Here is a 20,805-nt window from a genome sequence, read left to right on the forward strand (position 1 = left end):
GCAGATGTCGCAATCCACACCGAACCCGGAGGCCCTCCCTCATTCCAAGATCATCCGATCACGTGTCGCCCTGTTCACAACCTCTCCGGGCAGTACAGCTAGCCGAGCAGTTCGGCGAACCGGGCGAGGTAGAGCGGCCACCCGCCGTCGCCGCCGACGCCCTCGCCGACCGACTCCCAGCCGGGGCCGTGGCGGTCGAGGTGGCGGTGTTCGAGTTCGACGCGGGTCCGGCCCGGGGCCTCGGCGACGAACCGGACCTCGACCTCGCTGGTCCGCGCGGGATCGGTCTCGACCGTCCACTGCGGACCGATGTCCCAGCTGAACACGACGCGGTGCGGCGGCTCGTAGGCCAGGACGCGCGCCCAGCGGCACTCGGTGCCGTCGGTGGCGCGGTCGTAGACGTGCCCGCCGACGTGCGGCTCGAACACGGTCTCGGCGATCGGGGTCCGCATCAGGTTGTGCTCCCGCGGCTTGAAGTCCCCGAACCGCTCGGTGAAGGTCTTGAAGGCCTGCGCGATCTCCGCGTCGACCACGACGTGCCTGCGGACGACTTCGCTCATGCTTCCTCCTCGGTGGCTTGCGCGGCGACGTCGGCGTAGTTGGCGAGCGCCCGTTGCCAGAAGGTGTCGAGCTGGTCGCGCAACGCCGCCACCGCCGTCGGGTTCAGCCGGTAGATGCGCCGGGTGCCGACGGCGTGCTCGCTGACCAGCCCGGCGTTCTTGAGCACCTTGAGGTGCTGCGACACGGCGGACCGCGTGACGGGCAGGTGGTCGGCCAACTGCCCCACCGCCTGCGGCCCCTCGGCCAGGCGGTCCACGATGGCCCGCCGGGTGCCGTCCGCCAGCGCGCTCCAGACGTCTCCTGCTCCGTTAGTATCCACTAACGGTTAGCGTCCACTAATATTGCCGGGCGGTCAAGGGGTGCCGAGGAAGAAGGTCCGCTCCCGAGGAGCTAGAGGCGGTTGAAGGGTTCGGCGTAGCGGAACGCGCCCCGCACCTCCGGCCGGTACGCGCTCAACGTCCGCACCTGGAAGTACTGCGCCCACTCCGGGTTCGGCGGCACGACCCCGAACTCCGACGCCGCCCGGAACCCGTACCGGGAGTAGTAGGCCGGGTCGCCCAACAACGCCACCAACGGCTCGTCCAACGCGTCCGCCGCGCCCAGCACCGCGTGCACCAACGCCTTGCCGACACCCCGCCGCTGCACGTCCGGCCGCACGCTCAACGGCCCCAACCCCAACGCCGGCGTCTCGCCCACGAAGCCCCGCGTGCACACCACGTGCCCGACGACCTCGCCCTCGACCTCCGCCACCAGGGACAGCGCGGGCAGCCACCCCGGGTCCTCGCGCAACGCCCCCACCAGCCACACCTCGCCACCGGGGCGGTCCGCGAAGGCCGCCTCCGTGACGTTCGCGATCGCCTCGACGTCGGCCGCGCTCTCCCGGCGAATGATCATGCGCGCGACCCTACCGCTCGACCAGGTGAACCCCGGCGGGCATTTCCGCGCCCCTGAGAAAGCTGAGAAGCACGTCCTGGAAAGCCCGCGCCGCCGACGTCGGGGCCACGTCCGCCCGGTGCGCCAGACCCACGGTCCGGGACGTGCCCGGCGTGAGCGGCGTCCCGTGCAGGGACCGCGCCGCCAGCACGGTGCTCGGCACGATCGCCACGCCCAACCCGACCTCCACGAACCGCAGCACCGCGTCCATCTCGCCGCCCTCGACCGCGAACGTCGGCTCGAACCCGGCGCCCCGGCACGCGGCCAGGGTCGTCTCCCGCAGGTCGTAGCCCGGCCGGAACATCACCAGCGGGTGTTCGCGCAGGTCCAGCAACGACATCCGGTCCACGCCCAGCGGCGACGCGGAGGCGACCACCAACTCCTCCCGCAGCACCGGCGCCACGGTCAGCGCCCGGTGCGCGTCCACCGGCGACACGATGACCAGCGCCAGGTCCAGCGACCCCGCCTCCAACGCCTGCACCAGGTCCCGGGACCCGCCCTCGGTGACCGAGACCTGGATGCCGGGGTAGGCGTCGTGGTACCGCTTGATCACGTCCGCGAAGATGCTGCCGCACAGGCTCGGCGTCGCACCCACCCGCACCCGCCCGCGCCGCAGCCCGACCAGCTCGGCCACCTCCAGCCGGGCGGTGTCCACATCGGACAGGATGCGGCTCGCCACCGGCAGCAGCGCCTCACCGGCCGGGGTCAGCGTGACGTTGCCGCGCGCCCGGCTGAACAGCTCCGCCCCCAGCTCCTTCTCCAGCGCGTGGATCTGCTTGGACAGTGAGGGCTGCGCCACACGCACCTCCTCGGCCGCCCGCGTGAAGTGCCGCGTCCGGGCCACTGCCAGGAAGTACACGAGCTGCTGGAGGGTCATAGCCCCAGGCTATCCTCAGCCAGCTCACGATGTATTGGACGACTCGTCACGCCCGTTCCTAGCGTCGTCGGCGTGGACACGATCCGGCTCTACCGCAGCACGATCGGCAAGAAGGCCGTCATGGCGGTCACCGGCGCGGTGCTGTTCCTCTACGTCGTCGTGCACATGCTCGGCAACCTGTCGATCTTCGCCGGGCCGGGCGCGCTCGACGCCTATGGGAAGTTCCTGCGCGACATCAACGTCGTCTGGCCGACGCGGTTCGGGCTGCTCATCGCCGTCACGCTGCACTTCGTCGCGGCCTACCAACTGACCGCGAGGGCCCGCAAGGCCCGTGGCCGGTACGAGCACCGCCGGCCCGTCCAGGGCTCCTACGCCGCGCGCACCATGCGCTGGGGCGGCGTGATCATCGGCCTGTTCGTGGTCTACCACCTGCTGGACCTGACCGCCGGCGTGCTCAACCCGCACGGGGTGCCCGGCGAGATCCACGCGAACGTCGTCGCCGACTTCCAGCACTGGTACGTGGTGCTGGCCTACACGGTCGCGGTGGTCGCGCTGGGCTTCCACATCCGGCACGGCGTGTGGAGCGCGACCCGCACGCTCGGCGTCGTCACCTCGCGGACCATCGGGCTGGCCGTGGCCGTGGTCGTCTGCGCCGGCTTCCTCTCCGTCCCCTTCGCCGTCTTCACCGGATTGGTGGGCTGACATGAGCTTCCACACCGAAGGCCCGCCGATCGCCGACCAGCGCGTCCCGGACGGCCCGATCGAGAACCGCTGGGACCGCCGCCGCTTCTCCGCCCGCCTGGTCAACCCGGCCAACCGCCGCAACCGCACGGTCATCGTCGTGGGCACCGGCCTGGCCGGCGGGTCGGCCGCCGCGACCCTGGGCGAACTCGGCTACAACGTCAAGTCGTTCTGCTACCAGGACTCCCCGCGCCGCGCGCACAGCATCGCCGCGCAGGGCGGGATCAACGCGGCCAAGAACTACCGCAACGACGGCGACTCCGTGCACCGCCTGTTCCACGACACGGTCAAGGGCGGCGACTTCCGCTCCCGCGAGTCGAACGTGCACCGGTTGGCGCAGATCAGCGTGGAGATCATCGACCAGTGCGTGGCGCAGGGCGTGCCGTTCGCCCGCGAGTACGGCGGCCTGCTGGACACGAGGTCTTTCGGCGGGGCGCAGGTCTCCCGCACGTTCTACGCCCGGGGGCAGACCGGGCAGCAACTCCTCCTGGGCGCCTACCAGGCGTTGGAACGCCAGGTCAACGCCGGACGCGTCGAGGTGCACGCCCGCCACGAGATGCTCGACCTGGTCGTGGTCGACGGCCGGGCGCGCGGGATCGTCGTCCGCGACCTGGTGTCCGGCGAGGTCTCCACGCACTTCGCCGATGCCGTCGTGCTGGCCACCGGCGGGTACGGCAACGTGTTCCACCTGTCCACCAACGCCAAGGGCTGCAACACCACGGCGATCTGGCGGGCGCACCGCCGGGGCGCGCTGTTCGCGAACCCGTGCTTCACCCAGATCCACCCCACGTGCATCCCGATCAGCGGCGACCACCAGTCCAAGCTCACCCTGATGAGCGAGTCGCTGCGCAACGACGGCCGCGTGTGGGTGCCGAAGAACCCGAACGACCCGCGCGAGCCCAACGACATCCCGGAAGCCGAGCGGGACTACTTCCTCGAACGCATGTACCCCAGCTTCGGCAACCTGGTGCCGCGCGACATCGCGTCCCGGGCGGCGAAGAACATCTCCGACGAGAAGCGCGGTGTCTACCTCGACTTCGCGGACGCACTCAAGCGCCTCGGCCCGCTCGCGGTGCAGGAGCGTTACGGGAACCTCTTCGAGATGTACCAGCGCATCACGGGCGACGACCCGTACAAGGTGCCGATGCGCATCTACCCGGCTGTCCACTACACGATGGGTGGACTGTGGGTGGACTACGACCTGCGGTCGAACATCCCCGGCCTGTACGTGATCGGCGAGGCGAACTTCTCCGACCACGGCGCGAACCGGTTGGGCGCGAGCGCGTTGATGCAGGGCCTGGCGGACGGGTACTTCGTGCTGCCCGGCGTGATCGGCGACTACCTGGCGGACGGGCCGTTCGAGGCCTTGGACGGGACGCACCCGGCCGTCGCCGACACGGTGTCCGAGGTGCGCGGCCGGATCAAGACGCTGTTGGCGGTGGACGGCGACCGGACCGCGGAGTCGTTCCACCGCGAACTCGGCCGGCTGATGTGGGACGAGTGCGGCATGGAGCGCAACGAGGCCGGGTTGCGCAAGGCGTTGGACCGGATTCCCGAGCTGCGCGAGGAGTTCTGGCAGCGGGTCAAGGTGCCGGGCACGGGCGCGGAGCTGAACCAGCAGCTGGAGAAGGCGGGCCGGGTGGCGGACTTCTTCGAGCTGGCCGAGCTGATGTGCGTGGACGCGCTGCACCGCGAGGAGTCCTGCGGCGGCCACTTCCGGTCCGAGAGCCAGACCCCCGACGGCGAGGCGCTGCGCGACGACACCCGCTTCTCCTACGTCGCCGCGTGGGAGTTCACCGGCGACAAGCCCGTGCTGCACAAGGAAGAGCTGGTCTTCGAACACGTCCAGCCGACGACCCGGAGCTACGCGTGAAACTGACCCTGCGGATCTGGCGGCAGCACGGCTCGTCGGGGCGGCTCGTCGAGTACGCCATGGACGACCTGTCGCCGGACATGTCGTTCCTGGAAGCGCTGGACGTGCTCAACGAGAAGCTCATCCTGGCCGGCGAGGAGCCGGTGGCGTTCGACCACGACTGCCGTGAGGGCATCTGCGGCATGTGCGGCGTGATGATCAACGGTGTCGCGCACGGGCCGCAGAAGGCGACCACGGCGTGCCAGTTGCACCTGCGGCACTTCAAGGACGGCGACGTGCTCACGGTGGAGCCGTGGCGCGCGGACCCGTTCCCCGTGGTGCGGGACCTGGTGGTGGACCGGTCGGCGTTCGACCGGATCATCGCCGCCGGCGGGTACGTCAGCGTGCCCACCGGCAGCGCACCCGACGCCCACGCCCTGCCGGTGCCCAAGCCGGACGCGGACACGGCGTTCGAGGCGGCGGCGTGCATCGGGTGCGGGGCGTGCGTGGCGGCGTGCCCGAACGGGTCGGCGATGCTGTTCACCGCCGCGAAGGCCACCCACCTGGGCGTGCTGCCGCAGGGCCAGCCCGAGCGGTACCAGCGGGCGCGGAACATGGTGGCCGAGCACGACGCCCTCGGGTTCGGCGGCTGCACCAACACCGGCGAGTGCACTTCTGTGTGCCCCAAGGGCATCCCGCTGACCACGATCGCGCGCCTGAACGCGGACCTGTTGAAGGCTCACACCACCCGCAGCGACAGGTAGCTCACCGAGCACACCAGGAGCGTCGCCAGCAACCCGAGCAGCATGGCCCGCGGTCCGGTCGCGAGCAGTCGCCGCGGCCGGACCGCCGTGCCCAGCCCGAACATGGCGGCGGCGAACAGCACCGTCGTGAGCGTCTTCAGGCCGTCGAGCACCGGCGCCGGCACCACGCCGGTCGAGCGCACGGCCACCATCACCACGAAACCGACCAGGAACAACGGCACCGGCGGCGTGTCCCGCTGCCGCCCGACCAGCGCCGCGACCGGGGCCAGCAGCGCCACCCGGCTCAGCTTCACCGCCATCGCCGTCGCGGCGCCCGCCGCCGGCGCGGCCACGGCGACCTGCGCCACCTCGTGGACGCTCAGCCCGATCCACTCCGGCGACGCCCCGAGCAGCGGCAGGGCGATCATGGTCACCGTCCCGTAGAGCGTCACCAGCGCGACGCTGGTGGCCACGTGGTCCTCGTCCTCCTCGGACGCCACGGCGGCGATCGCCGACGCGCCGCAGATCGAGAACCCGCTCGCCATCAGCACGGCCAGCTCACGCGGCACCCGCAAACGTTTGCCCAGCCACAGCGTGCCGGTGAACGTGACGGCCACGGTGAGGACGGCGGCGACCAGGACGCCCGGCCCCAGGTCGAGGAGTTGCGGCAGGGACAGTTGCAGGCCCAGGAGCACGACACCGGCCCGCAGCAGCCGCCGGGTCACGGCGGCGAGCGGCGGCAGGTGTCCACCCAGGACGACCCCCAGCACCAACGCGCAGATCAGCACGGTTGTCAGCGTGCGGGCCCCGGCGGGGGCGCGGTAGGCGGCAACGTGCGATGAAGTCATACCCTGGGGCTATGACCGACCTGGAGTCGCTGCGGTTGTTGGTGCTGGTCGGCGAGCTGGGCAGCCTCGGCCGGGCGGCGCGGGAGCTGGGCATCGCGCAGCCGTCGGCGAGCAAGCGGCTGGCCACCCTCGAACGCGGCCTGGGCCTGGCGCTGGTCGACCGGGGCCGGCGGGGTTCCGCGCTGACCCCGGCGGGCGTGGTCGTGACCGAACGCGCCCGGGTCGTGCTGGACGAGCTGGACCGGCTCACCGAGAGCGCCCGCGCGCTGCGGTCGGCGCAACAGGCCGAACTGCGGGTCGCGGCGAGCATGACCGTGGCCGAGCACCTCGCGCCGGGTTGGATCGGCGAACTGCGCCGCACCCGTCCGGAGCTGCACGTGGGCCTGCGCGTGACCAACTCGGAGACCGTCGGCCGGCTGGTCCGCGAGGGCGCGGTGGACCTCGGGTTCGTGGAGACGCCCGGACCGCTCGACGGCCTGTCCACGCGCAAGGTCGCGGTGGACCGCTTGGCCGTGGTCGTCCCTCCGGGGCACCGCTGGGTCCGCCGCCGCCCGACCACCCGGGACCTGGCCGCCACCCCGTTGGTCGTGCGCGAACGCGGTTCGGGCACCCGCGACACCCTGGACCGCGCGCTGCCCGACGCGTGCCCACCCGCGCTCGAATTGGGCTCTACAACGGCCGTGCGCGGGGCAGTGGTGGCGGGCGTCGCACCGGCAGTCTTGAGCGTGCTGGCCGTGGCGCTGGACCTGGCCGACGGACGGCTGGTGGAGGTGCCGGTCGAAGGGCTGGATCTGCGGCGCGTGCTGCGGGCGGTGTGGCCGGGCGGGCGGAAGCTCGTGGGACCCGCGGCGGAACTCCTCGCCGTCGCCGTGCGCCGTAGTTCAATGGGGACATGAGCTGGTTCCGCCGACGCCCCGAGCCCACGCCCGCCCCGCGCCACCTGCCCAACCCGGACGAGGCGGCGGCGCAGTTCTGGCGGCGGTGGTTCGAGCTGCTGCCGGAGGTCAACGCGGCGCTGGGCGAGCGCGAGCCGCACCGGCTGGAGAACGAGCTGTGCGAGCTGGTCGCCGGCGTCCACCCCGACCTGCACTTCTCCCTCGACCGCGGCCAACGGGCCATCTACTCGCTGGTGCTCAGCGGCCAGGAGGACCCGCGGCTGCGGCCCTACACCGACGCGTGGAAGGCCGCCGCGCCGGCCGACGACATGATCTGGGAGTTCCACGACTCCGTCCCGCCGGTGCCCGACCCGACCGGGGTGACCGTCAACCTGGGCGCGAAGCGCGTGCCGCTGGCCGACGTGCGGGTCGTGGCGCAGGTCGGCGAGGGCCTGGTGGACGTCGCCGTCTACCACCCGGAGTTCGGCGCGCTGTCGGAGGAGCAGCGGCGGACCATGACGTTCCTGTCCCTGGACGTCACGCTCGGTGAGCGGTTGGCGGGGGAGCGGCTGGGCCGCGTGGAGACCGCGGTAGCGGAGCCGGCGAGCACGATCGGCCTGCTGGAGCTGCGCGAGCTGGTCCGGTCCCTCGTGGACTGAAATTGTCGTACCCGCTGGTTAACATCCTCCCGTGACCAGCGACCCACTCGACCAGACCAACGGTGCCGCGCAGGGCGTGGAGGACGTGCCCGCCCCCGCGCGGGAGCGCCACGCCGCGCTCGCGGAGGAGGTCCGGGGCCACCAGTTCCGCTACTACGTCCTCGACGCGCCCACGATCAGTGACGGTGAGTTCGACGGGTTGCTGCGCGAGCTGGAGGCGTTGGAGGCCGAGCACCCCGGGCTGGCCACACCCGACTCGCCCACCCAGCTGGTCGGCGGCACGTTCTCCACGGAGTTCGCGGCGGTCGACCACCTGGAGCGGATGCTGAGCCTGGACAACGTGTTCTCCGCCGACGGGCTGCGCGCGTGGTGCGAGCGGGTGGCGAAGGAGGTCGGGGACGACGCGCACTACCTGTGCGAGTTGAAGATCGACGGCCTGGCGGTCAACCTGCTCTACGAGCGCGGGCGGCTGGTGCGGGCGCTGACCCGCGGCGACGGGCGGACCGGCGAGGACGTCACGCTGAACGTGCGGACGCTGGAGGACGTGCCCGAGGTGCTGACCGGGACCGACGAGTACCCGGTGCCGGCGCTGGTCGAGGTGCGCGGCGAGGTGTTCTTCGCGGTCGAGGACTTCCTGGAGCTCAACGCGAAGCTGGTCGAGGCGGGGAAGGCGCCGTTCGCCAACCCGCGCAACACCGCGGCGGGGTCGTTGCGGCAGAAGGACCCGAAGGTGACGGCGTCCCGGCGGCTGCGGATGATCTGCCACGGCCTGGGCAAGCGGGAGGGCTTCGAGCTGACCCGCCAGTCCGAGGCGTACGAGGCGCTGCGGGCCTGGGGCCTGCCGGTGTCGTCGCACACGCGGGTGCTGACGTCGTTCGAGGAGATGAAGGCCCACGTCGAGTACTGGGGCAGCCACCGGCACGACGCCGTGCACGAGATCGACGGCGTGGTGGTGAAGGTGGACGAGGTCGCCCTCCAGCGCCGCCTGGGCTCCACCTCGCGCGCGCCCCGGTGGGCGATCGCCTACAAGTACCCGCCGGAGGAAGCGACGACCACGTTGCTGGACATCAAGGTGCAGGTCGGGCGGACCGGTCGGGTCACACCGTTCGCGGTGATGGAACCGGTGAAGGTGGCCGGTTCCACGGTCGCGCGCGCGACCCTGCACAACGCGAGCGAGGTCAAGCGCAAGGGCGTGCTGATCGGCGACCGGATCGTGATCCGCAAGGCGGGCGACGTGATCCCGGAGGTCCTGGGCCCGGTGATCGACGCCCGGCCGGCCGACGCGCGCGAGTTCGAGATGCCGGCCGCGTGCCCGTCGTGCGGCACGGTCCTGCGCCCGATGAAGGAGGGCGACGTCGACATCCGCTGCCCGAACGCGGCGACGTGCCCGGCGCAGCTGAAGGGGCGCCTGGAGTACCTGGCGTCCCGGGCGGCGCTGGACATCGAGGTGCTGGGGGCCGAGGGCGCGGCGGCCCTGGTCGACTCGGAGGTCTACGGCGACGAGGGCGACCTGTTCGCGCTGACCGCGGAGGAGTTGGCGGCGGTGGACCTGTTCCGGACGATGTCCGGCGAGCTGAGCGCCAACGCGGTGAAGCTGCTGGACAACCTGGAGGCGGCGAAGGACCGTCCACTGTGGAGGTACCTGGTGGCGCTGTCGATCCGGCACGTCGGCCCCACGGCGGCGCGGGCGCTGGCCCAGGAGTTCGGTTCGATCGAGCGCATCAAGGCCGCGTCGGAGGAGGAGCTGGCGGCGGCCGAGGGCGTGGGGCCGACCATCGCGACGGCGGTGCGCGAGTGGGTCGAGACGCCGTGGCGGCAGGAGGTCGTGCGCAAGTGGACCGAGGCCGGCGTGCGGATGGCGGAGGAACGCGACGAGTCGATCCCGCGCAACCTGGAGGGCCTGTCGATCGTGGTGACGGGTTCGCTGGAGAGTTTCTCGCGGGACGAGGCGAAGGAGGCGATCCTGTCGCGGGGCGGGAAGGCGGCGGGCTCGGTGTCGAAGAAGACGGCCTTCGTGGTCGTGGGCGAGTCCCCGGGCTCGAAGGCCGACAAAGCCCTGCAACTCAAGGTCCCGGTCCTGGACGAGGCGGGCTTCCGAGTCCTGCTGACCGACGGCCCGGACGCGGCCCGCGAGGTCGCCACGGTGGCCCCGGAGGCCGCAGAGGCCCCGGAGGCTCTGGAGGCCCCGGAGGCTCCGGAGGAAGATCACCCGAAGGAGTGAGCGCATCCTGACCGCGTTTTCGGCCCCTCGCGCGTCCCGGTAAACAAGGAGCGGCGGCACCCCGGCCCAACCGCCCCCACCCAGACCCCCACCGCCCTCCACCCCCCGCACCCAGCCGACACCCCAGCCACCTCACACCAACCACCCGCCGCTACCGCCGAACCCCCAACCACCGCCTCCGCCTCCCCACCGCCCCCGCCTCCCTGCCGCCCCCGCGCTGACGCCGCCCCGGCCCGGCCGGGGTCTGCCGCGGGGCGGCTGCGCTGGGCCGCCGTACCCGGGTGGCTACCCTCGGTACCTGCGTGACCACGCCGAGAGGGGTCGCCTGTGGACGTGCACAACGTGATGAGCGGGAACACCCGCATCTCCGTCCAGGCCGGGAGGATCGGCGGTTCCGTCGTCCTGCGGACCCCGTGGCTGCCGATCGCGCTGGTCGTGGCGCTGGTCGCCGCCGCCGCCACCTACGTCGCCGCCGTCGCGCAGCAACCCCGGTACGACGTCGCGCTCGCCACCCGCCTGCCGCGCGTCCCGCAGGTCACGCCGAGCCCGTTGCCGCCCGGCACCCGCCGGGCCTCCGAGTACGTCACCGCGCCCCTGTTCGGGTCGGGCGCGACGAAGGACGGGCTGGTCACCATCACCGTCATCCACGCCCAGTCGCTCAGCAACGTCAACGGCTCCTACGACGTCAGCGGCGGGCAGCAGGGGCCGGGGCGCGGCTCGGCCAGCGTCCACGCGCCGGAGCGGGGCGAGCCGGGCGGGGTGGCGTTCGGGGTGGCGGGGTTCACGCTGACGCTCCCGACCACGTCCTGCTCCGCGCCCAGCGTGCCGACCGGTGAGTCCGTGGTGGCCGTCGAGCGCAACGGCTGGTGGACCCGCGTGTCGGTGGTGCACGTCGGCCACTTCCCGCCGGACAGCGACGCCCTGCCGGTCCGCTTCCTGGTCGAGCGCGGCGACGGCGACCCGCCCGTCGCGGTCCGCCGGTGCGCCTAGACCCGCAGATGTGCGGGTCGCTCGGGTCGTGCCTTGATCGAACCCCGCCCGCAGGGTTGCCTTGAGCACGACCGGAGCGGGAGGGGAAAGCAGATGGCGGATGTGGTGGTGAGGCCCGCGCGCGAGGACGAGTGGGACGCGGCCGGTGCGATCACGGTGGCGGCCTACCACGCCGACCAGTACATCGAGAGCCGGACCGGCGGGTACGCCGACCAGCTGGCCGACACCCGCGCCCGCGCGCGGGACGCCGAGTTGCTGGTCGCCGTGGACACCGAGGACACGTTGCTCGGCACCGTCACCATCGCCCTGCCGGGCACCCCGTACGCGGAGGTCAGCCGGTCGGGCGAGCTGGAGTTCCGGATGCTCGCCGTGCACCCGGACGCCCGTGGCCGCGGGGTCGGCGAGGCGCTGGTGCGGGCCGTCGTCGCGCGGGCCCGGGAGGTCGGGGCCAAGCGGGTGGTGATGAGCAGCGGCGAGCACATGGCCGGCGCGCACCGGCTCTACCGGCGGCTCGGCTTCCGGCGGTTCCCCGAGCGGGACTGGAACCCCGTGCCCGGCGTGCACCTGATCGCCTACGGTTTCAGCCTCGAACTGACCTGAACGCGGGAACGGCCACGCCGCGACCCCGGCCGCGACCGGACCCGGCCGTGACGCCGAGCCCGACCGCGACCTCGACCGAGTCGTGACCCGACCGGGCGTGCGGCCGACCGGGGGTCCGCGGGTCGCCGGGAGCCGGGGCGCGTGCCACGCTGGAACCGTGCTCCAGGCCTGCCTCAACGGTGCCCGCAACCCACACAGCCACCCCGCGCTGCCCGTCACCCCGCAGCAGCTCGCCGCCGACGCCGCCGCCCTGGCCGAACTCGGCGTCACCCACTTCCACCTGCACCCGCGCGACGTCGTCGGCCTGGAGGTGATCGCCGGGCCGGAGGTCGCGACCGCCGTCGCCGTCGTGCGCGCCGCCGTGCCGCACGCCGAGTTGGGGGTCACCACGGCCGCCTGGATCCAGCCGGACCCGGTCCGGCGCGCCGAACTGGTCCGCGGCTGGGCGGGGCTGGCCGCCGGCCGCCCCGACGTCGCCTCGGTGAACGTCCACGAGGACGGCTGGCTCGACGTGGTCCGAGCGCTCCAGGACGCGGGGATCGGCATCGAACTGGGTGTCTTCCACGTCCGGGCCGCCCGCACCCTGGCCGCCGAGGGCGTGCCCGCCGGCACCCGGCGCATCCTGGCCGAGGTCCAGCCCGGCGAGACGGTCGAGCACGCCGCGGCCCTGCTGGAAGTCCTCGAACCCCTGCGCACGCCGATCCTGCTGCACGGCGAGGACGACAGCGCCTGGCCCGTCCTCGACTACGCCGCGCGCCTCGAACTGGACACCCGCATCGGCCTGGAGGACACCCTCCACAACCCCGACGGCAGCCGCACCAGCGACAACGCCGAACTGGTCGCCTACGCCCAGCGCACGCTCAAGGCCAACGCCATCCGCTAGTACGGCCACACCTCGACCACGATCAGCCCGGCCACACCCCGACCGCGATCAGTCCGGCAGCACCACGGCCGCGATCAGTCCGGCAGCACCACGGCCACGATGCCGGCCAGGTGGGCCAGCCGCGCCACCTCGGCGGCGCGGAACATCGGGCCGCCCGGCCGGCCCACCAGCAACACCCGGTCCGGCTTGCCCAGCGGGGTCGCGGCGAGTTCCGTGCCCAGCTCCTGCCAGGTCTCCGGGACCCAGCTCTCCTCGCCGTCCAGCACCGTCGCGCGGGCCAGCGGCATCCACGGCGGGTTCTGCATGCGGGTCTCCGGGGCCGCCGCCGACGCCGTCAGGCGGTGCACGCCCGCGCCGTCGTAGCCGACCACGACCGCCCAGCCCGCGCGGATGATCTTCGGGACGCCCTCGGTGAAGATCTCCAGCCCGCGCGCCGGCTCCTCGGCGACCTCCTCGACCAGCTCCAGCTCGCGGTGCGTGTCCAGGACACCCGCGTACGGCCGGACCGCGTCCACCTCGACGCCCTCGATGGACTCCGCGGCGGTGATGAGCGTGTCCGGCAACCGGCCGGACGGCAGCTCCACCACCAGGTCGTCGATGGCCACGCCGGAACCGCGCTCCACCACGTCCACGCTGAGGATGTCGGCCCCGATCTCGCCGAGCGCGGAGGCGACCGCGCCCAGGGTGCCGGGACGGTCCGGGAGCTGGACCCGGAGCAGGAAGGACACGGTGCACGCCTCCAAGGGCTGGTGTTCGACGACTGTCCGGCCGATGATTCTCGCAGACGCAGCTTCGCTTTCCGACCCACCAGCCGCGTTGCACAGCGGTAAAATCCCGCACCCCCGCGCGCGGCCCACGCACAACCCGGTCGGACCTCGCCCTGACCAGCCAATAGACTCGTCGGGTCCAATCCGAGAGAAACCGACCCACGGGGGTTGACGAGGTGCCCAGCATCTCCCGCGACGAGGTCGCGCACCTGGCCCGCCTGGCCAGGCTCGCCGTCACCGACGACGAGCTTGACCTGTTCGCCGGCCAGTTGGACGTGATCCTGCAGTCGGTGGCCACGGTGGGCGACATCGCCACCGCGGACATCCCGCCCACTTCGCACGCCGTTCCGCTGACCAACGTGTTCCGCGAGGACGTGGTGCGTCCCAGCCTCGGTCAGCAGCAGGCGCTCGCGGGCGCCCCCGCCGCCGAGGACGGCCGCTTCCGCGTGCCGCGCATCCTTGGGGAAGAAGCATGACCGACCTGATCCGCAGCACCGCCGCCGAACTCGCGGCGAAGATCGCAGGCCGTGAGGTCTCGGCCGTCGAGGTCGCCCAGGCGCACCTGGACCGCATCGCCGAGGTCGACGGCGCGGTGAACGCGTTCCTGCACGTCGACACCGAGGGCGCGCTGGCCGCGGCCAAGAAGGTGGACGACGACCTGGCGTCCGGCCAGGCCCCGGTGAGCCCGCTCGCGGGCGTGCCGCTGGCGCTGAAGGACGTCTTCGCCACCGAGGGCGTGCCCACGACGTGCGGCTCCAAGATGCTCGAAGGCTGGGTCCCGCCCTACGACGCCACGGTCACCCGCCGCCTGCGCGAGGCCGGCGTCGTGATCCTCGGCAAGACCAACATGGACGAGTTCGCGATGGGCTCCTCCACCGAGAACTCGGCCTACGGCCCGACCCGCAACCCGTGGGACCTGGACCGCATCCCGGGCGGCTCGGGCGGCGGGTCGTCGGCGAGCCTCGCGGCGTTCGAGGCGCCGCTGGCGATCGGCACCGACACCGGCGGCTCGATCCGCCAGCCCGGCGCGGTCACCGGCACCGTCGGCGTGAAGCCGACCTACGGCGGCGTGTCCCGCTACGGCCTGGTGGCGTTCTCCAGCTCCCTGGACCAGGGCGGCCCGTGCGCCCGGACGGTGCTGGACGCCGCGCTGCTGCACGAGGTCATCGGCGGCCACGACCCGCTGGACTCCACCTCCATCGACGCCCCCGTGCCGCCGGTGGTCGCCGCGGCCCGCGAGGGCGCGAACGGCGACCTGACCGGCGTGAAGGTCGGCGTGGTCACCCAGTTCAGCGGCGACGGCTACCAGCCGGGCGTGCTGCGGTCGTTCGAGGCCGCGGTGGCGCAGCTCAAGCAGCTCGGCGCGGAGATCGTCGAGGTGTCCTGCCCGAGCTTCGACTACGCGCTGCCCGCCTACTACCTGATCGCGCCGAGCGAGGCGTCCTCGAACCTGGCCCGGTTCGACGCGATGCGCTACGGCCTGCGGGTGGGCGACGACGCGACGCGCAGCGCCGAGGAGGTCATGTCGCTGACCCGCGAGGCCGGGTTCGGCGCGGAGGTCAAGCGGCGCATCATGATCGGCACCTACGCGCTGTCGTCGGGCTACTACGACGCCTACTACGGCTCGGCGCAGAAGGTGCGGACGCTGATCACCCGCGACTTCGAGCAGGCCTTCGCGTCGGTGGACGTGCTGGTCTCGCCGACCACGCCGACCACGGCGTTCCGCATCGGCGAGCGCGCGAACGACCCGATGGCGATGTACAAGGCGGACCTGTGCACCATCCCGGCGAACCTCGCCGGCACGCCCGCCATGTCCGTCCCGAGTGGACTGTCCGACGAGGACGGCCTGCCGGTGGGCCTGCAGATCATGGCCCCGGCGTTGCAGGAGCACCGGATGTACCGGGTGGCCGCGGCCTACGAGGCGGCCCGCGGCACGGTCTACGGCGAGGTCCCGGAACTGGCGGTGGCGCGGTGAAGAAGGCACGTGGCGCGTTCGCGCTGCTCGGTGCGGCGGGCGCGGCGACCAGCGCGTTCTCCACGCTGAAGGCCGCGCGGGGCAAGAACGACAAGCTCGCGCTGGCCAACGCGGTCGCGAGCATCCTGGTGGCGATCACCGGCGCGGCGCTGGCCGTGCGCAGCATGCGGAAGGGCGGCGACCGATGACGTCGGTGGACGAACTGATGGACTACGCCGAGGTCATCGAGCGCTTCGACCCGGTGCTCGGCCTGGAAGTGCACGTCGAGCTGCACACCAACACGAAGATGTTCTGCGGCTGCGCCAACCTGTTCGGCGGCGAGCCCAACACGCACGTCTGCCCGACGTGCCTGGGCCTGCCCGGGTCGCTGCCGGTGGTCAACGGCAAGGCCGTCGAGTCGGCCATCCGCATCGGCCTCGCGCTCAACTGCGAGATCGCCGAGTGGTGCCGGTTCGCCCGGAAGAACTACTTCTACCCGGACATGCCGAAGAACTTCCAGACCTCGCAGTACGACGAGCCGATCGCCTTCAACGGCCGGCTCGACGTGACGCTGGACGACGGCGAGGTCGTGCGGGTGGAGATCGAGCGCGCGCACATGGAGGAGGACACCGGCAAGTCGCTGCACGTGGGCGGCGCGACGGGCCGCATCCACGGCGCCGAGCACTCGCTGCTGGACTACAACCGGGCGGGCGTGCCGCTGATCGAGATCGTCACCAAGCCGATCACGGGCACCGGCGAGCGCGCGCCCGAGGTGGCCCGCGCCTACGTCACCGCGCTGCGGGACCTGTTGAAGGCGCTGGACGTCTCCGACGTGCGCATGGACCAGGGTTCGCTGCGCTGCGACGCGAACGTGTCGCTGATGCCGAAGGGCACCACGGAGTTCGGCACCCGCACCGAGACCAAGAACGTCAACTCGCTGCGCAGCGTCGAGCGCGCCGTGCGGTTCGAGATGACGCGGCAGGCCGCGGTGCTGGTGGGCGGCGGCAAGGTCACCCAGGAGACCCGGCACTTCGACGAGTCGACCGGCTCCACGTCGTCGGGCCGCACCAAGGAGACCGCCGAGGACTACCGGTACTTCCCGGAGCCCGACCTGGTCCCGATCGCGCCGTCCCGCGAGTGGGTCGAACAGCTGCGCGGCACGCTGCCCGAGCTGCCTTGGGAGCGCCGCAAGCGCATCCAGACCGAGTGGAGCCTGACCGACGCCGAGCTGCGCGACCTGGTCAACGCCGGTGCGGTGGACCTGGTGGCGGCGACGGTCGACGCGGGCGCGACGCCCGCCGAGGCCCGCTCGTGGTGGGTGGCCTACCTGACCAAGGAGGCCAACGCGCGCGGCGTCGAGCTGGGCGAGCTGGCCATCACGCCGGCCCAGATCGCCCGGGTCGTGGCCCTGGTGAACGCCGGCGAGCTGACCAACAAGCTCGCCCGCGAGGTGGTCACCGGCGTGCTGGCCGGCGAGGGCGAGCCGGAGGCGGTCATCGAGGCCCGCGGGCTCAAGGTGGTCTCCGACGACTCGGCGCTGGAGAAGGCCGTGGACGAGGCGCTGGCCGCGCAGCCCGACGTGGCGGCGAAGATCCGCGACGGCAAGGTCGCGGCGGCGGGCGCCATCGTCGGCGCGGTCATGAAGGCGACGAAGGGGCAGGCCGACGCGAAGAAGGTCCGGGACCTGATCATCACCCGCTGCTCGTAAGCACGTCCCTGTTCGTGGGCCCGGTCGCTCCGCGCGGCCGGGCCCACGCGCGTCCGCGGGACGCGCCGGTTCTGTGAACGTGATCATCGGCACGGTCGGTATCCGTATCTGGGGGCCGGTCCGCCGTTCTCATAGGGCGAGCCGGCGTGAATGCGGTGGCGATCCGTGACGAGAGGGGTGCCGACGGTGGCTATTCCACGTGGCCGGTCTGCGCGAATGTCCTCTTATTGCGGGTCCCGACACACCACCGCTGCGTCAACACGTTCCCCCATTCGAGTGGTAACGTCCGTTGAAACGCCTCTTTCGTGCTGGTCAGCGCCTCCCGCTATCCGGGAAGTGATTGCTCAGCGTGAATTTCCCCCGCACAGGTGCGTCCGTCTGTGTCAGGCTTGAGCCGTTCGGTCGGCGGGGGGCCGCCGAAATGATCGAAAACACCCGATGAACTTCCCCCGATTCAGGGGCCCGTTGTAGGGGAGGACAACACATGACCGCCGGAACCAACCGCAAGCGCGTCTCCGAAGTCGAGGGCGCGGACCTGGCCGACGAGTCGGCCGTCACCCTCACCGCCGCGACGACCGGGACCAAGCCCGCCGGCGACAAGGCCAGGGACAAGGCCAAGGCCGGCAAGGGCAAGCGCAAGGGCGGCGGCTCCGGTGCCGAGGGCGGCCCCTACGCGACCCACTCGGTGCCGGTGACCGACCCGGAGCAGCAGACCGAGCCCGAGCGGACCGAAGAGGAGCCGCAACCGGTCGGCCCCGAGGGCGGGCCGTACGCGACGCACTAGTCCCGGCCGCCACCCCGAAGTGGGCCGCACCGGGACGCCGTTCTGCCCACCGGCCGACAAAGCACCGACCGGTGGGCAGAATGGCGCGCTCCGTTGTGCTCTCATATGAACGTGCCCGCGACGCCACCCGCACCCCGACGGCGCGGTGCCAGCCGGAAGATCGACCCCGCGGAGGCCGTGACCCGGGCCCGCGAGTTCCACCAGCTGGCGAAGACGGCGGCCAACGCCGCCCGACCCGTGCGAGCCACCAAGCACCTCCACCGCGCGTTGGCGCTGCTCGAAGTGCCTGGTGTCGATCCCACCGCACGCCTCGAAGTGCGTGCCAGAGTCCTGTTCACCCTGTCCTACTGCCTCGCCGAGACCGGCTCCCTCGACGACGGGCTGCGCCAGTTGGAGGTCGCCCGCGCCGAGCTGGCCGACCTGCCGGACGTGGAGCTGCGCGAGGAACTGGTCAGCCTCCTCAACGGCACCCAGGCGGTGCTGCTGTTCCGCGTCGGCCGGATCGAGGAGGGCATCTCCTACGTCGACCTCGACATCGCGCACCACGAGCGCCGGCTGGCCGCGGGCGACGGGTCCGCCGTGCCGTCCCTGACCATCACGCTGGCCAACCGGGGCACCGCCTACGGCGAGATCGACCAGCCCGACGCCGCGGCGCGTGACCTCTTCCGCGTCGTGGAGCTGTGCCGCGAGCACGGTCACCCGATCCAGGGCGCTCGGGCCACCCACGCGTTGGGCAACGTGCTGCGTCGCGCCGGAGACATCCCCGGCGCGTTGCGCCGGTACGCCGAAGCCAACCGGGTCTTCCAGGAGCTCGAACCCGGCCTGCTGCTGCGCCTGCGCATCGACCAGTCCGAAGCCCTGATCAGCGTGGGCCTCGCCGACGAGGCGGGCCGCCTGCTCGACGAGGTGCTGCCGGACCTGCGCAGGCAGAAGGTCGGGCAGGACGTCGCCGAGGCCGAGCTGTACCGGGCGGCGGCGGCGTTGCTCGACGGGGATCTCGGGTTGGCCAAGCGGATGGCCGGGTCGGCGCAGCGGCGGTTGGTCCGGCGGGGTAGTCCCGGGTGGGCGGCCGTGGCCGCGTTGATCGCCCTGCGCGTGGACGCCACCAAGGCGTTGGAGTCGCGCCGGCCGTCGGAGAAGGTCGTCGCGCGGGCGATGGAGCTGGCCGGCGAGCTGGCCGCCCGCCGCCTGTACGACCAGGCCGCGTTCGCGCAGATCCTCGCCGCCCGGCTGGAGGTGCGGCGCGGTGACCCGGCGCGGGCCGAGCGGCTGTTGCGCAGCGTCCCCAAGTCGCGGCGGATCGAGCCGATCGACCACCGGATGGTGCTGCGGCTGTGCCGGGCGGAGATCGCGTTGGCGCGCGGCAACCGGCGGGTCGCGCTGGCGCAGGCCAAGGCGGGGCTCGCCGAGCTGGGTCAGCTGCGGGACAAGCTCGGCGGGCTCGAACTGGTGTCCGGGGCCGCCCTGCACGGCCGGGAGCTGGGTGAGCTGGCCGTGCGGCTGGTGCTGGAGGAGGGCGACTCGTCGGCCAGCGCCAAGCGGCTGTTCACCTGGCTGGAACGCACCCGCGCGCAGATGTACCGGTACGACCCCGTCGAGTCCACTTTGGACTCCGAACTGGGTGAGCGGATCACCGAGGTGCGCCGGCTGAGCCGCTCGCTGCTGCTGGCCCGCCTGGACGGCGCGCCGACGGCCGCGCTGGAGGCCCGGCTGGCCGCGAGCCAGCGCTCCGCGATGCGCCTGGGCTGGAGCGCCAGCCCGTGGGGCACCCCGCGTCCGGTCGCCACGCCGGCGGAGGTCATGGAACGCCTCGACGGCCGCGCCCTGGTGAGCTTCGCGGCCTCCGGTGACGAGTTGATCGCCCTCGCCCTGGCCGGCGGCCGGGTGCGCATGGTGCGGCTGGGATCGGCGGCGCAGGCCACCGAGTGCGCGCGCCGGCTGCACGCCGACCTCAACGCCCTCGCCCCCGACCTGCTGCCGCCGCCGCTGCGCGAGGTGATCGGCGCGTCCGCCCGCCGCGAGGCCGAGAAGCTGGACCGGATGCTGCTGCGCCCGCTGGCCGGCGTGCTCGGCGACCGGGAGCTGGTGGTCGTGCCGACCGGCGCGCTGCACGTCGTGCCGTGGGGCGTGCTGCCGACGTGCGCGGGCCGGCCCGTGGTGGCCGCGCCGTCGGCGACGTCGTGGCTGGGCGCGACCCGGCGGGACCGCGAGGCCGCGGGCGGCGTGCTGCTGGTGCGCGGACCCGGGTTGCAGGCGGCGCAGGCCGAGATCGACCGGCTCGCGGGCTACCACGTCGACGCCAAGCTGCTGGGCGTCACCGACGCCCGCGTGAGCACGGTGCTGGAGGCGCTGGACGGCGTCGGCATCGCGCACATCGCCGCGCACGGCGAGCACGAGTCGGAGAACGCCCTGTTCTCCCGGCTGGAACTGGTCGACGGCGCGTTGTTCGCGCACGAGGTCGGCCGGGTTCGCCGCCCGCCGCACCAGGTCGTGCTGGCCGCGTGCGAACTCGCGCTCAACCGCGTGCGGCCCGGTGACGAGCCGCTGGGGTTCGCGGGCGCGCTGCTCGCGGGCGGCGCCCGCACGGTGATCGCCGCGTCGAGCAAGGTCGGCGACCAGCCCTCCGCCGAGGCGATGGCGGACTTCCACGCCGGCCTCGCGACGGGTCGGTCCCCGGCCGTGGCGCTGGCCGAGGCGGTCGCGGCGGACCCGTTCCGGCGGCCGTTCGTGTGCCTCGGGTCCGGTTGACGCCTTGATCTGTTGACCGCGCCCCACCGGAACCACTAGTGAGATGAGGTGGTCCGGTGAA

Annotated in this window: 21 protein-coding genes; 15 read left to right on the forward strand and 6 right to left on the reverse strand. The window is 72.7% G+C overall.

All coding sequences use genetic code 11. The features are described 5' to 3' along the window. Positions 1–98 precede the first annotated feature (98 nt). The 4 genes from ABD126_RS03750 to ABD126_RS03765 form a co-directional block, all read right to left on the reverse strand. Entirely contained in the window at positions 99–560 is a 462-nt protein-coding gene (locus tag ABD126_RS03750) for an SRPBCC family protein (RefSeq protein WP_343932191.1), read from the reverse strand. Continuing rightward, the gene (locus tag ABD126_RS03755; protein WP_343932192.1) at positions 557–880 is read right to left on the reverse strand and encodes an ArsR/SmtB family transcription factor; all 324 of its coding nucleotides are present in this window, start codon (positions 878–880) and stop codon (positions 557–559) included. Before ABD126_RS03755 ends, ABD126_RS03750 begins: the two co-directional genes overlap by 4 nt. 71 nt (positions 881–951) lie before the next feature. Then, positions 952–1,455 (reverse strand): GNAT family N-acetyltransferase, encoded by a 504-nt coding sequence (locus ABD126_RS03760; protein ID WP_343932193.1) that lies wholly within the window; start codon positions 1,453–1,455, stop codon positions 952–954. Between the two features lie 10 nt (positions 1,456–1,465). After that, complete coding sequence (locus ABD126_RS03765) at positions 1,466–2,371, reverse strand: LysR family transcriptional regulator (RefSeq protein ID WP_343932194.1); 906 nt, start codon at positions 2,369–2,371, stop codon at positions 1,466–1,468. Between the two features lie 72 nt (positions 2,372–2,443). Here ABD126_RS03765 and ABD126_RS03770 point away from each other — a divergent pair, with 72 nt between their 5' ends. Genes ABD126_RS03770 through ABD126_RS03780 form a run of 3 tightly spaced genes read left to right on the forward strand, consistent with a single transcriptional unit; the run spans position 2,444 to position 5,728 of the window. Next, the gene (locus ABD126_RS03770) at positions 2,444–3,073 is read left to right on the forward strand and encodes a succinate dehydrogenase cytochrome b subunit (protein ID WP_343932195.1); all 630 of its coding nucleotides are present in this window, start codon (positions 2,444–2,446) and stop codon (positions 3,071–3,073) included. Between the two features lies 1 nt (position 3,074). Beyond that, positions 3,075–4,985 (forward strand): fumarate reductase/succinate dehydrogenase flavoprotein subunit, encoded by a 1,911-nt coding sequence (locus tag ABD126_RS03775; RefSeq protein ID WP_343932196.1) that lies wholly within the window; start codon positions 3,075–3,077, stop codon positions 4,983–4,985. Further along, on the forward strand, positions 4,982–5,728 hold the full coding sequence (locus tag ABD126_RS03780; RefSeq protein ID WP_343932197.1) for a succinate dehydrogenase/fumarate reductase iron-sulfur subunit: 747 nt from the start codon (positions 4,982–4,984) through the stop codon (positions 5,726–5,728). The genes ABD126_RS03775 and ABD126_RS03780 overlap by 4 nt, the downstream gene beginning before the upstream one ends. Here the strand turns inward: ABD126_RS03780 and ABD126_RS03785 are convergent. Then, positions 5,704–6,555, reverse strand: coding sequence for a YeiH family protein (locus ABD126_RS03785; protein ID WP_343932199.1), 852 nt, complete (start codon positions 6,553–6,555; stop codon positions 5,704–5,706). The two genes, ABD126_RS03780 and ABD126_RS03785, sit on opposite strands and share 25 nt — an antisense overlap. An 11-nt stretch (positions 6,556–6,566) precedes the next feature. Between ABD126_RS03785 and ABD126_RS03790 the strand changes: the two genes are divergently transcribed. The 6 genes from ABD126_RS03790 to ABD126_RS03815 all read left to right on the forward strand — a co-directional run bounded on the left by ABD126_RS03790 (position 6,567) and on the right by ABD126_RS03815 (position 12,783). Further along, positions 6,567–7,451 carry a LysR substrate-binding domain-containing protein gene (locus tag ABD126_RS03790; RefSeq protein ID WP_343932200.1) on the forward strand — a complete coding sequence of 295 codons (885 nt, stop codon included), beginning with the start codon at positions 6,567–6,569 and terminating at the stop codon, positions 7,449–7,451. Next, positions 7,448–8,089 (forward strand): hypothetical protein, encoded by a 642-nt coding sequence (locus ABD126_RS03795; RefSeq protein ID WP_343932201.1) that lies wholly within the window; start codon positions 7,448–7,450, stop codon positions 8,087–8,089. The genes ABD126_RS03790 and ABD126_RS03795 overlap by 4 nt, the downstream gene beginning before the upstream one ends. Before the next feature lie 31 nt (positions 8,090–8,120). Beyond that, on the forward strand, positions 8,121–10,310 hold the full coding sequence (gene ligA, locus ABD126_RS03800) for an NAD-dependent DNA ligase LigA (RefSeq protein ID WP_343932202.1): 2,190 nt from the start codon (positions 8,121–8,123) through the stop codon (positions 10,308–10,310). 327 nt (positions 10,311–10,637) lie between these two features. Further along, positions 10,638–11,300, forward strand: a complete 663-nt coding sequence (locus ABD126_RS03805) for a hypothetical protein (RefSeq protein WP_343932203.1) — start codon at positions 10,638–10,640, stop codon at positions 11,298–11,300. 93 nt (positions 11,301–11,393) lie between these two features. Further along, positions 11,394–11,900, forward strand: a complete 507-nt coding sequence (locus ABD126_RS03810; RefSeq protein WP_343932204.1) for a GNAT family N-acetyltransferase — start codon at positions 11,394–11,396, stop codon at positions 11,898–11,900. 157 nt (positions 11,901–12,057) lie between these two features. After that, on the forward strand, positions 12,058–12,783 hold the full coding sequence (locus ABD126_RS03815; RefSeq protein WP_343932205.1) for a 3-keto-5-aminohexanoate cleavage protein: 726 nt from the start codon (positions 12,058–12,060) through the stop codon (positions 12,781–12,783). A gap of 74 nt (positions 12,784–12,857) precedes the next feature. Here the strand turns inward: ABD126_RS03815 and ABD126_RS03820 are convergent, their stop codons facing one another. After that, the gene (locus tag ABD126_RS03820; RefSeq protein WP_343932206.1) at positions 12,858–13,511 is read right to left on the reverse strand and encodes an ACT domain-containing protein; all 654 of its coding nucleotides are present in this window, start codon (positions 13,509–13,511) and stop codon (positions 12,858–12,860) included. Between the two features lie 215 nt (positions 13,512–13,726). Between ABD126_RS03820 and gatC the strand changes: the two genes are divergently transcribed. The 6 genes from gatC to ABD126_RS03850 all read left to right on the forward strand — a co-directional run bounded on the left by gatC (position 13,727) and on the right by ABD126_RS03850 (position 20,744). Then, positions 13,727–14,026 carry an Asp-tRNA(Asn)/Glu-tRNA(Gln) amidotransferase subunit GatC gene (gene gatC / locus ABD126_RS03825; protein ID WP_015104569.1) on the forward strand — a complete coding sequence of 100 codons (300 nt, stop codon included), beginning with the start codon at positions 13,727–13,729 and terminating at the stop codon, positions 14,024–14,026. Then, positions 14,023–15,525: an Asp-tRNA(Asn)/Glu-tRNA(Gln) amidotransferase subunit GatA gene (gatA, locus tag ABD126_RS03830; RefSeq protein WP_343932207.1), complete on the forward strand. Its 1,503-nt coding sequence runs from the start codon at positions 14,023–14,025 to the stop codon at positions 15,523–15,525. The genes gatC and gatA overlap by 4 nt, the downstream gene beginning before the upstream one ends. Continuing rightward, positions 15,522–15,713 (forward strand): hypothetical protein, encoded by a 192-nt coding sequence (locus tag ABD126_RS03835; RefSeq protein ID WP_343932208.1) that lies wholly within the window; start codon positions 15,522–15,524, stop codon positions 15,711–15,713. Before gatA ends, ABD126_RS03835 begins: the two co-directional genes overlap by 4 nt. Then, positions 15,710–17,212, forward strand: coding sequence for an Asp-tRNA(Asn)/Glu-tRNA(Gln) amidotransferase subunit GatB (gene gatB / locus ABD126_RS03840; protein WP_343932209.1), 1,503 nt, complete (start codon positions 15,710–15,712; stop codon positions 17,210–17,212). The genes ABD126_RS03835 and gatB overlap by 4 nt, the downstream gene beginning before the upstream one ends. Positions 17,213–17,696: 484 nt before the next feature. After that, on the forward strand, positions 17,697–17,996 hold the full coding sequence (locus ABD126_RS03845; protein WP_343932210.1) for a hypothetical protein: 300 nt from the start codon (positions 17,697–17,699) through the stop codon (positions 17,994–17,996). Positions 17,997–18,173: 177 nt separating this feature from the next. After that, a complete protein-coding gene (locus ABD126_RS03850) occupies positions 18,174–20,744 on the forward strand; it encodes a CHAT domain-containing protein (RefSeq protein WP_343932212.1) in 2,571 nt (856 codons plus the stop codon). Positions 20,745–20,805: the final 61 nt, after the last annotated feature.

It is taken from the genome of Saccharothrix mutabilis subsp. mutabilis, from assembly GCF_039521145.1.
In the GTDB taxonomy this organism is placed as follows: Bacteria; Actinomycetota; Actinomycetes; order Mycobacteriales; family Pseudonocardiaceae; genus Actinosynnema; species Actinosynnema mutabilis.